Origin of the sequence: Methylobacterium sp. BE186 (assembly GCF_031457035.1) — a bacterium.
Taxonomy (GTDB): domain Bacteria; phylum Pseudomonadota; class Alphaproteobacteria; order Rhizobiales; family Beijerinckiaceae; genus Methylobacterium; species Methylobacterium segetis.
Genome location: NZ_JAVDVV010000015.1, coordinates 85,221 through 98,330 on the forward strand (window position 1 = coordinate 85,221; position 13,110 = coordinate 98,330).

The following is a 13,110-nucleotide window of genomic DNA, read 5'->3' on the forward strand; positions in this document are numbered from 1 at the left end:
CGGGCGCGCCGACGACACGATGCTCGACAGACGTCCCAGCCTCGACGCCGACCGCACCCGCCTGACCGCCATCGGCGCGGCCATCATCTGCATCGCGGTGGTCGGGATCGGCCTCAGCCTGTCGATTCCCCTCCTCTCGATCGAGATGGAGCGGATGGGTGCGTCGAGCACGCTGATCGGCGTGAACACCGCGGTCGCGGGGCTCGCGAGCATCGTCGTAGTGCCCTTCGTGCCGCGGCTCGCCCGGTCTCTCGGCGTCCTGCGGCTCCTGATGATCGCGATCATCGTCGGTGCCGCGAGCCTCGTCGCCTTCCGGATCGTGCCGGACATCGCGTGGTGGTTCCCCTTGCGCTTCGTGTTCTCGGCGAGCCTGGGCATCCTGTTCGTGCTGTCCGAGTTCTGGATCAACGAGGCGGCCCCGCCCGCGCGGCGCGGGCTCGTGATGGGCATCTACGCGACGGTGCTGGCGCTCGGCTTCGCGATCGGCCCGACGCTGCTCGCCTTTCTCGGCACGCAGGGGTTCCGGCCCTACCTCGCGGGGTCCGCCCTGTTCCTCGCCGGCCTCGTGCCCCTCCTCCTCGCCCGCCGCCTGTCGCCGCGCATCGACGAGACGCCGAGCCGGCGCCTCCTCGGCTACCTGCGCCTCGCCCCCGCCGCGACGCTCGCCGCCCTCGTCTACGGCGCGGTGGAGACGGGCGGCTTCGCGATCCTGCCCCTCTACGGCCTGCGCCTCGGCCTTGAGGCCGAGGCCGCGGCCGGCCTCGTCAGCGTGATCTCGCTCGGCAACGTGCTGTTCCAGATCCCCTTCGGCTGGCTCGCCGACCGGATGGACCGGCGCAAGGTCCTGCTGATCTCCGCCCTCGGCGGCGGGCTCGGGGCCGCGCTCATCCCGGCCGCCTCGGCGTCCGTCCCGGCGCTGATCGCCTTGCTCTTCGTCTGGGGCGGGATCGCCGGCACGCTCTACACGGTCGGCCTCGCCCATCTCGGGGCGAACGTCCGCGGCGCGGAGCTCGCGGGGGCCAACGCGGCCTTCGTCGTGCTCTACAATATCGGCCTGATGCTCGGCCCCCCGATCATCGGCGGCAGCATGGATCTCGTGCCGCCGCAGGGCTTCGCGTGGTCCCTCTGCGGCCTCTTCGCCGCCTACGCCCTGGTCGTGCTCTGGAGGCTGCGCCCGGCCGCCCCGCCTTGACGGACGGCGCCCGATCGGGCATGGACGCGCCGGTATTCGGCCGGGCTTCCCCGGCCCTTTTGCGTTTCGCTCTCATGCGGAATGCCGCAATCCACAGGAGCGCCGCGCCATGGCCAAGGCCGTCACCGTCAAGATCAAGCTCGTCTCCACCGCCGACACCGGCTACTTCTACGTCACGAAGAAGAACTCGCGCACGCAGACCGAGAAGCTCTCGATGAAGAAGTACGATCCCGTCGTGCGCAAGCACGTCGATTTCAAGGAAGCCAAGATCAAGTAACCGGCGACCGCCCGGCGAGAGCCGGCACGCGAGACACGGGCCGCCCCGCATCCGGGACGGCCCTTTTTCATGCGCCGGGCGCAAGCCCTGCCGGGTCGCGCCGCCCCCGGCCCGGCGCCGCTCAGCCCTTCTTGCGCAGGGGCCGCACGAGGCAGCCCGCGCCCTCCGAGAAGCCGGTCGCCGCGCAGAACGCCCGCAGGTCCGGCTGGTCCGCCTCCGCCAGAAGCTGCAGCGTGGCGCAACCCGCCATCCGCGCCGCCTGCGAGGCCGCCTTCAGAAGTTGCCGGCCGATGCCGCGGCGGCGCTCCTCCGGCCCGACCAGAAGCATCGTCACCTGCGCGACGGGCGAAGCCTGCTTCAGGTCGGGATACCAATGCAGCGCGACGATCCCGCTCGGTGGCCCCCATTCGAGGGCGAGAAGCGCCGTTCCGTGGCCGTAGCGCATCGCGTCGAGGCGCTCCGCCAGGGCGTGCACGGGCACCGGGTGCCCGGCTGCGCCCATCAATTCGGCGAGCCCGGCCGCGTCCGCCGCCGTCGCGGTGCGGATCTCCAATCCGTAGCGGTTCCCCAACAGCCCCTCCGATCAGCCGCCCGGTAGATAGGACAGGAACCGCGGCGGGCCCTCTCCGTTGGCGAACGGACAGGGAGTGAAACGATGGTCGATGTCTCGCAGATCAAGGAACACGCCGACGTGGTCGGGTCGGACGGCGCCCATGTCGGAACGGTCGACCATGTCGAGCACGGCGAGATCAAGCTCACACGGAAGGATCCGGATGCCGGCGGCCTGCACCATTTCATCCCGGTCGACTTCGTGCAGTCGATCGACGGCAACACCGTGCGCCTCGACCGGCCGGCCGACGAGGTCAAGCGCGAGTGGTCGACCTCGTGAGCGAGGCCGAGCCGGTGCGACGCCGGCTCGGGATCCGGGGCAGTGAGGCCGCAGCGAGCGCGCGATCCTGGTCGGCGGGGCGACGGGGACCCGCAGCCCCGAAACCCGCGCAGAGATACCCGGATGCGCGCGATGGTCATCAAGTGATCATTTCGTGTCGTCAGCACATTCAAAGCACAACTTGAAGTAGAGTTCTGGACGAAAATTGCGGCACTGCGCGTCTTTTTCGCGCCTGATCTGCACATGCCGTTAGCGCCGCTGCCCCATCATCGGGGCCTGCGCCGCGGATGCCGCGGCTGGCCAAGTGGCCGGCACGGCATGAGCTGCGGATCTTCTGCGCTTTCGGAGACGTACGGATGCTTTCCTTCGGTGCCGGACAGGCCCGTGCTCAACTCGCGGCGATCGATCGCTCGCATGCAGTGATCGAGTTCGATCCCGACGGCACGGTGCTGACGGCCAATTCCGCCTTCCTCGACGTGATGGGCTACACGCTCGCGGATCTGCGCGGCCGCCACCACAGCCTGTTCGTCGCGCCGGAGGAGCGCGACAGTGCGGGCTATCGCACCTTCTGGGAGGATCTGCGCCGGGGCGAGACCCGGAGCGCCGTTTTCCGGCGCTTCGCGAAGGGGCAGCGCGAGATCTGGATTCAGGCGAGCTACAACCCGATTCTCGGCCGGAACGGACGGCCGGTCAGGATCGTGAAGTTCGCGACGGACATCACGGAGCAGAAGCGGCGGGAGATCGACACGGCCGGCCAGATCTCCGCCCTGCAGCGCTCGCTCGCCGTCATCGCCTTCCGGCCCGACGGCACGGTGATCACCGCGAATGCGAATTTCCTCGCCGTGACCGGCTACGCGCTCGACGAGGTGCAGGACCGCCATCACCGCCTGTTCGTAGACGACGCCGAGGCGGGTTCCACCGCCTATGCCGCCTTCTGGCAGGCGCTCGCGCGCGGAGAGTATCGGGCCGCCGAGTACAGGCGGCTGGGCAAGGGCGGCCGCGAGATCTGGATCCAGGCCACCTACAACCCGATCACCGATGCCGACAGCCGCGTGATCAAGGTCGTGAAGTTCGCCACCGACGTCACCGCCCAGGTCCGCGAGCGGCAGCGCCGCGCCGCGGCGCAGCAGACGATCGACGCCGACCTGACCGGCATCGGCGAGGCCGTGCACGGCGTGATGCGCCGGACCGGGGACGCCTCCGGGCAAGCGCGTCAAATCTCCCGGGACGTCGCCGCGGTGGCCGCGGGCGCCGAGGAACTGGCGGCCTCGGTCGGCGAGATCGGTCAGCGGGTCGCGCACGCATCCGAGATCTCGGGGCGGGCCGTGCAGGAGGCGGATCGCACCGGCCGCGTCGTGGCGGGCCTCACCGATCAGGCGGGTCGGATCACCGCGATCATTGCCCTGATCGAGGGAATCGCACGGCAGACCAACCTGCTGGCACTCAACGCGACGATCGAGGCCGCGCGTGCCGGGAGCGCCGGCCAGGGCTTCGCCGTCGTCGCGCAGGAGGTCAAGCTGCTCGCGGATCAGACCGCGCGGGCGACGCATCAGATCGCCGAGCAGATCGAGGCGACGCAATCCGCGACGCAGGAGGCGGTGGCGGCGATCGGCTCCATCCAGGACACGATCCGGACGCTCGACGACATCGCGGCCGCCATCGCCGCCTCCGTCGAGGAGCAATCCGCCGTGACCCGGGAGATGTCGGAGTCGATGCAGGCCGCCTCCAGGGGCGCGGGCGGCGTCGCGGAAGGTCTCGAGGCGATCGCGCGGGAGGCCGAGACCGTCGACCAGTCCACGCGCCGGGTCCGCGCCGCCTCGCAGGCCGCCCTCTGACGGGCATGGCGGTGAGCGCGGGCCATCGCGACGGTTGACGCACCCCAACAGCGCGTGAGCGTCCGGAGCCGGCGCTTCGCGAGGGACCGGCGCAACCCTTCGCGGGCCTGTGGGTTAACTCAGGTTAATCGACGGGGTCCGCGATGGACGAGAAGCTGATCACGCTGAACAACGTCATCATCCAGGATTCCTCCGAGCGCTTGCTGGCGCAGCTCCGCGCGGAAGGCCTGCGCTACCGGATGTGGGTCACCGGCACCGCGCGGGGCAGCACCGTACACATGCGCGTGCCCGGCCTGTGCCCCGAGATGAAGGCGCGCATCGTCGACGTGCTGGACGGTCGAGGCACGCAGCTCGACATCGAGGACGCGCAGATCGCCTGAGGCGACCGGCGCCGTCACTTCGGGGTCGGCTTCTGCAGGGCGACGACCACGATGCCCACCGCGACGGCGAGGAGGACCATCGCCAGCCCGTAATGCTCGATCAGGCTCTGCATCGTCCCCTCCCCTCGCGGCCCGTGCCGGTGCAGACGATAGCGCCGGCCGCCGAGATTCCCCAGGGGCGGAAGCAGGCCCCCGGCGAGGATGCGCCGGGGCCGGCCGCGTGCCATGTCTCCGGTCGGGCCGGCCGTTCGGATCCGCCGACGCGGCCGCGCGCGCCCCGCAAACCTGCCTCCGGAGCCAGCCAATGAAAGTCGCCGCAGACCTGTGCATCGTGCCGATGGGCGTGGGACCGTCGGTCTCCCCTTACGTGAAGGAAATCAAGGCCATCATCGAGGCGAGCGGGCTCGACGCCACGATGCATCCGAACGGCACGAACATTGAGGGCGAACTCGCCGAGATCTGCGCGCTCGCCGAGCGCTGCGAGGCGCGGCTGGCCGAGCTCGGCGTCCAGCGCACTTTCTTCACGCTGATCTTCTCGACCCGGCGGGACAAGGCGCAATCCATGGCGGACAAACTCGCGGCCGTATCCTGATCCGCCCTCGCCGCGCGCCCAACGCCGCCGATCTCGCTCGCTTGCCGACGTCACGAAGGTCTTCCTGATCGGCGTCGCCCGCCGCTTCGAGATCCGGATGAGCGATGCGACGATGACGGTCACGCTCGACGGGCGCCGCCTCGTGAGCTTCACCGACACGGAGCGGCCCTATCGCGAGGGCAAGGTCGGCTTCTACACCGAGGACGCGAAGGTCGCCTTCGACAATGTCGAGGGCTCGGTGACCGACGATTTCGAGAGCGACGCGCCCCAGACGCTCGCCGACGGGTCGAGCGTCGGGACGCGCTGGGACACGGTCTGTCTCGGCTATGGCACGGGCGCCGTCACGAACCGGCTGGACTTCTGACCCGCGCCGGCTCCCCGCTCCCTCGACCCTTCACTTGCCCGAGAGCAGCGGCGACCAGGTCGGGTCGGAGGCGTAGGAGGGCGTCGGCACGGGCTGCTCCACGCGGCCGGTGATGTCGACCATGTAGAGCTTGCCGCCGCCCTGGCCGCCCGGATCGCGGAAGAACAATACGTACTGGCCGTTCGGCGCGAAGGTCGGCCCCTCGTTGTGGAAGCCTTCCGTCAGCACCCGCTCGCCCGAGCCGTCGGGCTTCATCACGCAGATCGCGAAGCCGCCCTTGCGCTGGCGGGTGAAGGCGATGAGGTCGCCCCGCGGCGACCAGGCCGGCTGGGAAGCCGAGCCCTCGCCGAAGGAGATGCGGTGGGGGTTTCCGCCGTCCGCGCCCATCACGTAGATCTGCTGCGAGCCGCCGCGGTCGGATTCGAACACGATCTGGCTGCCGTCCGGCGAGTAGGTCGGCGAGGTGTCGATGGCCATGCCCTGGGTGATCGGGCGCTGCGCCTTCGAGGCGAGGTCCATGGTCACGATGTCGGCGTTGCCGCCCTGCTGGACGCTGAGCACGAGGCGGCGCCCGTCCGGCGAGAAGCGCGGGCTCGCGCTCATCGAGTCGAAATTGCCGACCGCCTGCCGCGTGCCCGTCTCCAGGTTGATGACCTGGATGCGCGGCTGGTGGCCGGTCTGCTGCGTCATGAAGGCGATGTCCTGCGTCGCCGGCGAGTAGCGCGGCGCCACGATCGAGGTCTCGCCGGTGGTGAGCGCGCGCACGTTCGCCCCGTCCTGGTCCATCACCATCAGGCGCTTGCGGCGGTTCTCCTTCGGCCCCGACTCGTCCACGAAGGCGATGCGGCTGTCGAAGAAGGGGCCCAGCCCCGTGATCTTGGTGTAGACCGCGTCCGAGACGAGGTGGCCGGTCCGCCGGGCGTTGGCCGGGTCGGTGGCGTATTGCTGGCCCGTCATCTGCTGGCCGGACGTCACGTCCCAGAGCCGGAACTCGACCTTGAGGCGGCCGCCCCCGTCGCGGGAGACGCGCCCCGTCACGAGGCCCTGGATGCCGGTGGCCCGCCACTTCTCGAAGCTCGGGGCCGCGTCGAAGGACGGGACTTCGGGGAAGCGCGCCTTCTCCAGCGGCGCGAAATAGCCCGAGCGCCGCAGGTTGTTCGTCACCACGCTCGAGACGAGGCTGCCGAGGCTCGGATCGCCGGAGAAGTCCGTCACCGCGATCGGCATCGGCTGGAAGGCGCCGCCGCCGATGCGCAGCTGCAGCTGGGCCAGAGCGGGCGAGAGGCCGCCGAACAGGGCGAGCGCGAGGGCGGCGAGCAGCGTGGCGACGGTGCGGCGCCGCGGCGTCGGGCGATGAGGCATGGGGCTTCGCTTTTTTTCGGGAACGTCTGAGCTGTCTGGGAGGGGTTAGGCGGCGGCGTCAGGCCGCCGAGAACTCGAACTCCGCGTTGATGGCTTTCCAGTCGTTGTAGTACGGCGCGTACTGGGCCGGGATCTTGTAGGGCGCGCAGCGCCGAACGGCGCGGAGCGCGGCCTGGGCGATCGACTGGTCGACGGCGCTGGCACCGCCGCGCATGATCCGGGGCTCGGCGGCGAGCGAGCCGTTCTGGTTCAGGCGGATGTCGAGCATCGGCAGGACGACGCCCTGGGCGGCACCCGGCGGGGCCGAGTAGCACCGCTCGATCTGCTGCTGCAGCATGCCCACGAGGGCGTCGCGGAGCGAGGGCGACAGGCGCTGCGCCGTGCCGGTCGCGGCGCCGAGCGAGGCCGTGCGCTGCACCTCGTGCCCCGTCGCGCCGGTCGATTGCGAGGGCACCTTCGAGGCGAGCATCTGCCGGATGTCGCCCGCGTTGAACTTGTCGGCGAGCTCGGCCTGCTTCTTGGCCTTGGCGTCCGCGTCGGCCACGGCCTTGGCTTTCGCCTTGGCGGCGGCCTCAGCCTTGGCGGCTTCCGCCTTGGCTTTCGCCTCGGCCTCCGCTTCGGCCTTCGCCTCGGCGATCTCCTTCTGGCGTTCGGCCTCGGCCTTGGCGGCTTCCGCTTTGGCTTTCGCCTCGGCGTCCGCCTTCGCCTTGGCCTCGGCCTTCTTCGCCTCCGCGACGGCCTTCGCCTCGGCGTCCGCCTTGGCCTTGGCCTTCGCCTCGGCCTTCGCCTTGGCCTCGGCGGCAGCGGCCTCCGCTTCCTGGCGCTCGATCAGCTTGTCGAGCTGCTCGCGGCGCTCGGTCTCGGCCTTCTCCTGGGCCGCCTTCGCTTCGGCTTTGGCCTTGGCCTCCGCCTTGGCCTCGGCCTTCTTCGCCTCTGCAGCGGCCTTCGCCTCGGCGGCGGCCTTGGCATCCGCCGCGGCCTTCTCCTGGGCGGCCTTCTCGGCCTTTTCCTGCGCCGCCTTCTCGGATTTCTCCTTCGCGGCCTTGGCGGCCTTCGCGACCTCCTGCGGGTCGGGCTCGTCGATGCGCAGCGGCACCTCGTCGACGCTCGCGACCTTCATGTCGGCGGTGCGGGTCGGAGCGGCCGGGGCGTCGACCTTGGCGTTCTCGGGCTCGCGCTCCTCGAAGGTCTCGGCCTTGCGGTCGGCCCGGGGCTTGGCGTCCGAGAGGGGCTTCTCGGCGTTGCGCTCGCCCTTCGTGATCTCGGAGAACTGGTTCTCGGTGATGACCTCGACGGGCACGCCCTCCTGCGCCTCGGGCAGAGCCTCGGCGGAGATGCCGACGAGGGCAAGCGTCAGCAGCGCCACGTGCACGCCGGCCGAGAGCCAGAACCCGGGTTCGCTGCGGTCGAAGGTGAGCGCCACGGCGGTCGATCCGCTACTTCTGCTCGGGCTCGGTGACGAGGGCGACCTTCTTGAAGCCGCCGCCGGTCACGATCGCCATCACCTGGGCCACACGGCCGTAATCGACCCGCTTGTCGCCGCGCACGAAGACCCGCTCGTCGAAGCCGGATTTCGAGACCTCGCTCAGCTTCGGCACGATGGCTTCGTCGGTCAGCTCATCCTCGCCGAGGAAGATCTGACCGCTCTGGCGGATCGACAGGGTGACGGGCTTGGTGTCGGAGTTGAGCGGGCTCGCCTTCGATTGCGGCAGGTCGAGGGGCACGCCGACCGTCATCATGGGGGCGGCGACCATGAACACGATCAGCAGCACCAGCACGACGTCGATGAACGGCGTCATGTTGATCTCGTTGATGGCGGCCGTGCGCCGGCCGCGCCGCCGCCGCTTGCCGCCCTGTGCCGCTCCGTGGGCCATGCCCATGCTGCTCGTCCTCGGATGTCGGGGGTATCAGGCGGCGAGCGAGAGGCGCTCGTCGATCTGGCGGGACAGGATTGCCGAGAACTCGTCGGCGAAGCCCTCGAGCCGCGACTGCGACTTCGCCACGCTCGCCTGCAGCTTGTTGTAGGCGAGCACGGCGGGGATCGCCGCGAACAGGCCGATCGCGGTGGCGAACAGGGCCTCGGCGATGCCGGGCGCCACGACCGCGAGCGAGGTGTTCTTCGAGGCCGCGATCGAGGTGAAGGCGGTCATGATGCCCCAGACCGTGCCGAACAGGCCGATATAGGGGCCGGCCGAGCCGATCGAGGCGAGGAAGAGGAGGCGCGATTCCAGGCGCTCGACCTCCCGCTGGATGGTGACGTCGAGCACCTTGTCGATGCGCTGGTTGAGCGACTGGATCTGCCGGCCGGAGCCCTCGAAGGAGCGCTTCCACTCGCGCATCGCGGCGACGAAGAGGGCGGCGAGCCCCGTGGCCGGGCGGTCGTTGAAGGAGCGGTAGAGCTCTTCGAGCGAGCGGCCCGACCAGAACGCGTCCTCGAACGCGTCCATCTCCACCTTGGTGCGGCGGAACAGGAGCGTCTTGTCGACGATGATCGCCCAGCACCAGACCGAGGCGCCGAGGAGCCCCAGCATCACCAGCTTGACCACGAAGTGGGCCTGCAGGAACAGGCCGAGCAGCGTCATGTCGGCGACGGGGGCCTGCGCCGCCTGCATGGCATCGGCTGGGTTCATGGCAAGTTCCTCAAATCCCCGGGCCACCGAGGCGCGGGCGCAGCCCGCCCGCCCCAGCTCAGATCCACGAGCGATATCAACGGGAATCGCCGTCGAATCTGTCGAAAGTAAGGGCCAGGCTTGGGCCGCCCGCCCGAACACTTCGACCGGACGAGTTAAGGGGGCGGCAGGGTTAAGGAATGGTTGCCGGCCGCGCCTCAGGCCGGCGGCGCGAGGGCGCGCCGGAGGGAATCGGGCAGGCGGATCGCCCGGCCGGCGCGCACGCAGGCGACCACCACCTCGGCGCGCACCAGCGTCTCGTCGCCCCGGCGCACGGCCTGCGCGAGATGCATGGAGGCGCCGCGCAAGTCTCGGGTGGCGGTGAGCACCGTCAAGCCGTCGTCCATCCGAGCGGGCTTGAGGTAGTCGATCTCCATCCGCCGCACCACGAAGACGAGGCCGTCCGCGTCGCGGTGCAGGTCCGACTGGTCGCCGGCGAGATTCCGCAGCAATTCCGTGCGCCCGCGCTCCATGAAGCGCAGGTAGCTCGCATGGTAGACGAAGCCCGAGAAGTCGGTGTCCTCGTAGTAGACGCGCACCGGCAGCGCGTGAGCGCCCTCGAAACTGAAATCGCTCACGCGACCATCCTCACGTCAGGCGTCGGAAACCTCGGCGACGTCGCAGTCGGTCGGCGGCCGGGATCCCCGCTGAGACCGCGGCCCACGGGTGCCCTCAATCCTCCCCACCATCCGCGAACAGACCGAACTGCGTGGCCGGGTCGCGGCGCGGCTCGGCGAAGCCCATGTGGCGGTAGGCGTGGGGGGTCAGCACGCGCCCGCGCGGCGTGCGCTGCACGAAGCCCTTCTGGATCAGGTAGGGCTCGATGATGTCCTCGATCGCGTCGCGGGGCTCCGAGAGGGCGGCCGCGATCGTCTCGATGCCGACCGGCCCGCCCCCGAAGGAATTGACGATCATCGTCAGATACTTGCGGTCCATCACGTCGAGCCCGACCGGGTCGACGTCGAGCATCTCGAGGGCGCGGTCCGCGATCGCGCGCGTCACGATCGGCGCGTCGTCCACGATCGCGAAATCGCGCACCCGGCGCAGCAGGCGGCCCGCGATGCGGGGCGTGCCGCGGGCGCGCTTGGCGATCTCGTTGGCACCCTCCGGCGACATGCCGAGGCCGAGCACCCGGGCGCCGCGGCTGACGATCAGCTCCAGCTCGTCGATGTCGTAGAATTCGAGCCGGATCGGGATGCCGAACCGGTCGCGCAGGGGGGTCGTCAGCAGGCCGGCGCGGGTGGTGGCGCCGACGAGGGTGAATTTCGGCAGCTCGATCTTCACGGAGCGCGCGGCCGGACCCTCGCCGATGATCAGGTCGAGCTGGTAATCCTCCATGGCGGGGTAGAGGATCTCCTCCACCGCCGGATTGAGGCGGTGGATCTCGTCGATGAAGAGCACGTCGCGCTCTTCGAGGTTGGTCAGCTGCGCGGCGAGGTCGCCCGCCTTGGCGATGACCGGGCCCGAGGTCGAGCGGAAGTTCACGCCGAGTTCCCGCGCCACGATCTGCGCGAGCGTCGTCTTGCCGAGGCCGGGCGGGCCGACGAAGAGCACGTGGTCGAGGGCCTGGCCCGTCTTGCGGGCGGCCTCGATGAAGATCTGCATGTTGGCGCGCGCCGCCCGCTGACCCACGAACTCGGCGAGGCTCAGGGGGCGGATCGACTGGTCGACGTCGTCCGGGCGGCTCTCGGGATTGAGGAGCGACTTCGGGGCGGGCAGCTTGCTCAACGGGTCTCGCGGGTCGGGCTGATGGCGGGCGTCACGAGCGTGTTACCCGCTCCGGCGCCTCAAAACCACCGCGGCATCTCGGCCCGCATCCACCCGCCGCAGGCCCCGGAAACGCTGTTGGCCGAGGGGGGCCGGGGACTTGCAACGCCGAGCCGCGACCAGCATTAGTTTTCCGTAACGAGACAGGGTTATGAAAGTCATGCGTCCCATGGCGAGACTCGCCCTCGCCCTCGCCCTCGCCGGCGTCGCGCTCGCGGTCCTCGGCGCCGCGCCGACGCAGGCCCAGATCGTGCCCGAGACCTCCGGCAGGACCTCGGCCGCGAACTCGCCCGCCGCCGTCGTCCAGACCGGCTCGCGCAAGCGCCTGAGCTGCTTCGTCTGCACCGCCGAGCCCGCGGAGGCGCCTCGCGGTGACGGCCGCCGCCCGCGCACCGCCGGTCAGTACTGAACCGTCGCGCGAAGGCCGAGCACCACGCTGTCGCGGATCCGCGCGCGGTCGGGCCGCAGCGGATTGCGGACGCCGCCCCCGGGCGCGGCGATGTAGTGCAGGCTGGGCTGGACGGTGAAGCCGGGGGCGACCACCGCCTGATAGGTCAGCTCCACGGCCGTCTCGCTGCGCCGGACAGGCAGGGGCATCCCCGAAAAGAGGGCGCGGTCCCAGTCGGAGAGGCGGGCGCGCCGGGCGATGCGGGTATGGGCGAGCCCGAGGCCGGCCACGTCGTCGGGCCGGCCCGGCAGCAGGCCCTTATAGACGAGGCCGGCATCCGCGTAGAGGCTGACGAGGCTCGCGGGCGAGGGCGAGGCGGCCACGCGCGCGAACAGGGCCGCGCCGCGGTCGCTCGCCTCGTCCTCCCGGAAGATCGTCTGGTCGATCAGCGCGTAGAGGCCGTCGTCGCCCCGTCGCCGGGCCGGCAGGCCGGAACTCCAGGGTGCTGCGAGCGGCACGCCGTCGCGGTCGATCCGGACATCGTCGAAGGCGCCGAAATGGTGGAAAAAGCCCACCTTCACGACGCCCGTCCGCTCCGGCCCCGGGCCGCCGAGGCTGTAGGATTTCGCGGCCTCGACGATCAGGAAAGGTGATCCGTGCAGGCTGAAATCCGTCCCGTCGGGGTTGCGGCGCTGCGGATCGAGGGCGAGGCGGTTCCCGCGTGCATGGGCCGGGTCGCCGTTGAACAGGCCGAGCATCAGGCTCGCCTTCGGCGCGGCCTCCCACCGGACCCGCAGGCCCGGGGTCGCGAGCGGCGCGGCCGGGCCGCCCGAGGGCAGGTTGGCCGCGGCGATCACGGGCCAGCCGAAGGTGCCGTTCGCGAACAGCGTCGCCGAGGGGCTGACCAGGAATTCCGCGTCCGCGGCGAGGTTGCCGGCCCGCAGGCTGAGCGTCCGGTCGAGGAAGGACTGCTCCAGCCAGAGCTCGTGCAGGCGCGTCGCCGGCAGCGCCTCGATCCCGCTGACGGGCGCGAGGCTCCCGACGCGGTAGCGCGTCGGCCCGGTGCCGTGGATCTGGTAGGCGTTGGCGTGGAATCGGAGCCCCTGCCAGCCCATGAGCGTCTCGAGGTCGGCATCGAGCTGGACATCGAGCCGGCCCTCGTAGACGGCGCCCCGCCGCAGGCCGCCGCGCAGGGCTCCCACCGTCTCGCCGATCGAGGTGAGGCCGATCTCGACGCCCCGCTCTTTGAGGGCCGCGCGCCCGGCATCGAGGCCCGCGGCAAGGGCCGCCGGGCCCGGCACCGGATCGGCCGCCCGGGCGGGCGCGCCGAGGGGCAGGGCTGCGGCGAGAAGCATGCCGCACAGACGCGAACGCAACCCTCCGGCCATGAACGCA

At 70.8% G+C, this 13,110-nt stretch carries 16 protein-coding genes; 8 read left to right on the forward strand and 8 right to left on the reverse strand.

Annotated features, from left to right (window positions below; genetic code table 11):
• Nucleotides 1-19: 19 nt before the first annotated feature.
• Together J2X36_RS16275 and rpmG are read left to right on the forward strand one after the other, a co-directional pair.
• Nucleotides 20-1,192, forward strand: coding sequence for an MFS transporter (locus J2X36_RS16275; protein ID WP_310351541.1), 1,173 nt, complete (start codon nucleotides 20-22; stop codon nucleotides 1,190-1,192).
• Between the two features lie 109 nt (nucleotides 1,193-1,301).
• Nucleotides 1,302-1,469, forward strand: a complete 168-nt coding sequence (gene rpmG, locus J2X36_RS16280) for a 50S ribosomal protein L33 (protein WP_132250518.1) — start codon at nucleotides 1,302-1,304, stop codon at nucleotides 1,467-1,469.
• Between the two features lie 121 nt (nucleotides 1,470-1,590).
• Here the strand turns inward: rpmG and J2X36_RS16285 are convergent, their stop codons facing one another.
• Entirely contained in the window at nucleotides 1,591-2,040 is a 450-nt protein-coding gene (locus J2X36_RS16285; protein WP_310351547.1) for a GNAT family N-acetyltransferase, read from the reverse strand.
• An 84-nt stretch (nucleotides 2,041-2,124) separates the two neighbouring features.
• Between J2X36_RS16285 and J2X36_RS16290 the strand changes: the two genes are divergently transcribed.
• The 5 genes from J2X36_RS16290 (at nucleotide 2,125) to J2X36_RS16310 (ending at nucleotide 5,529) form a co-directional block, all read left to right on the forward strand.
• Nucleotides 2,125-2,358, forward strand: coding sequence for a DUF2171 domain-containing protein (locus tag J2X36_RS16290; protein ID WP_132250522.1), 234 nt, complete (start codon nucleotides 2,125-2,127; stop codon nucleotides 2,356-2,358).
• A gap of 356 nt (nucleotides 2,359-2,714) precedes the next feature.
• Nucleotides 2,715-4,193: a PAS domain S-box protein gene (locus tag J2X36_RS16295; protein WP_310351550.1), complete on the forward strand. Its 1,479-nt coding sequence runs from the start codon at nucleotides 2,715-2,717 to the stop codon at nucleotides 4,191-4,193.
• Nucleotides 4,194-4,336: 143 nt separating this feature from the next.
• Nucleotides 4,337-4,573 carry a hypothetical protein gene (locus J2X36_RS16300; RefSeq protein WP_132250526.1) on the forward strand — a complete coding sequence of 79 codons (237 nt, stop codon included), beginning with the start codon at nucleotides 4,337-4,339 and terminating at the stop codon, nucleotides 4,571-4,573.
• A 304-nt stretch (nucleotides 4,574-4,877) separates the two neighbouring features.
• The gene (locus J2X36_RS16305) at nucleotides 4,878-5,165 is read left to right on the forward strand and encodes an MTH1187 family thiamine-binding protein (RefSeq protein WP_310351553.1); all 288 of its coding nucleotides are present in this window, start codon (nucleotides 4,878-4,880) and stop codon (nucleotides 5,163-5,165) included.
• 97 nt (nucleotides 5,166-5,262) lie between these two features.
• Nucleotides 5,263-5,529, forward strand: a complete 267-nt coding sequence (locus tag J2X36_RS16310; RefSeq protein ID WP_310351555.1) for a hypothetical protein — start codon at nucleotides 5,263-5,265, stop codon at nucleotides 5,527-5,529.
• A gap of 30 nt (nucleotides 5,530-5,559) precedes the next feature.
• Here J2X36_RS16310 and tolB read toward each other — a convergent pair whose 3' ends face one another.
• The 6 genes from tolB to ruvB form a co-directional block, all read right to left on the reverse strand.
• Entirely contained in the window at nucleotides 5,560-6,891 is a 1,332-nt protein-coding gene (tolB, locus tag J2X36_RS16315; protein WP_310351558.1) for a Tol-Pal system beta propeller repeat protein TolB, read from the reverse strand.
• A 58-nt stretch (nucleotides 6,892-6,949) separates the two neighbouring features.
• The gene (gene tolA / locus J2X36_RS16320) at nucleotides 6,950-8,314 is read right to left on the reverse strand and encodes a cell envelope integrity protein TolA (protein WP_310351559.1); all 1,365 of its coding nucleotides are present in this window, start codon (nucleotides 8,312-8,314) and stop codon (nucleotides 6,950-6,952) included.
• Nucleotides 8,315-8,327: 13 nt separating this feature from the next.
• Entirely contained in the window at nucleotides 8,328-8,771 is a 444-nt protein-coding gene (locus J2X36_RS16325; protein WP_132250536.1) for a biopolymer transporter ExbD, read from the reverse strand.
• Nucleotides 8,772-8,798: 27 nt separating this feature from the next.
• The gene (gene tolQ, locus J2X36_RS16330; protein ID WP_310351561.1) at nucleotides 8,799-9,521 is read right to left on the reverse strand and encodes a protein TolQ; all 723 of its coding nucleotides are present in this window, start codon (nucleotides 9,519-9,521) and stop codon (nucleotides 8,799-8,801) included.
• 197 nt (nucleotides 9,522-9,718) lie between these two features.
• Complete coding sequence (ybgC, locus tag J2X36_RS16335) at nucleotides 9,719-10,138, reverse strand: tol-pal system-associated acyl-CoA thioesterase (RefSeq protein WP_132250540.1); 420 nt, start codon at nucleotides 10,136-10,138, stop codon at nucleotides 9,719-9,721.
• Nucleotides 10,139-10,232: 94 nt separating this feature from the next.
• Nucleotides 10,233-11,288: a Holliday junction branch migration DNA helicase RuvB gene (ruvB, locus tag J2X36_RS16340; protein WP_405029804.1), complete on the reverse strand. Its 1,056-nt coding sequence runs from the start codon at nucleotides 11,286-11,288 to the stop codon at nucleotides 10,233-10,235.
• A gap of 208 nt (nucleotides 11,289-11,496) precedes the next feature.
• Here ruvB and J2X36_RS16345 point away from each other — a divergent pair, with 208 nt between their 5' ends.
• Nucleotides 11,497-11,736, forward strand: a complete 240-nt coding sequence (locus tag J2X36_RS16345) for a hypothetical protein (protein ID WP_310351565.1) — start codon at nucleotides 11,497-11,499, stop codon at nucleotides 11,734-11,736.
• Here the strand turns inward: J2X36_RS16345 and J2X36_RS16350 are convergent.
• Nucleotides 11,727-13,103 (reverse strand): carbohydrate porin, encoded by a 1,377-nt coding sequence (locus J2X36_RS16350; protein WP_310351568.1) that lies wholly within the window; start codon nucleotides 13,101-13,103, stop codon nucleotides 11,727-11,729. The two genes, J2X36_RS16345 and J2X36_RS16350, sit on opposite strands and share 10 nt — an antisense overlap.
• Between the last annotated feature and the right edge of the window lie 7 nt (nucleotides 13,104-13,110).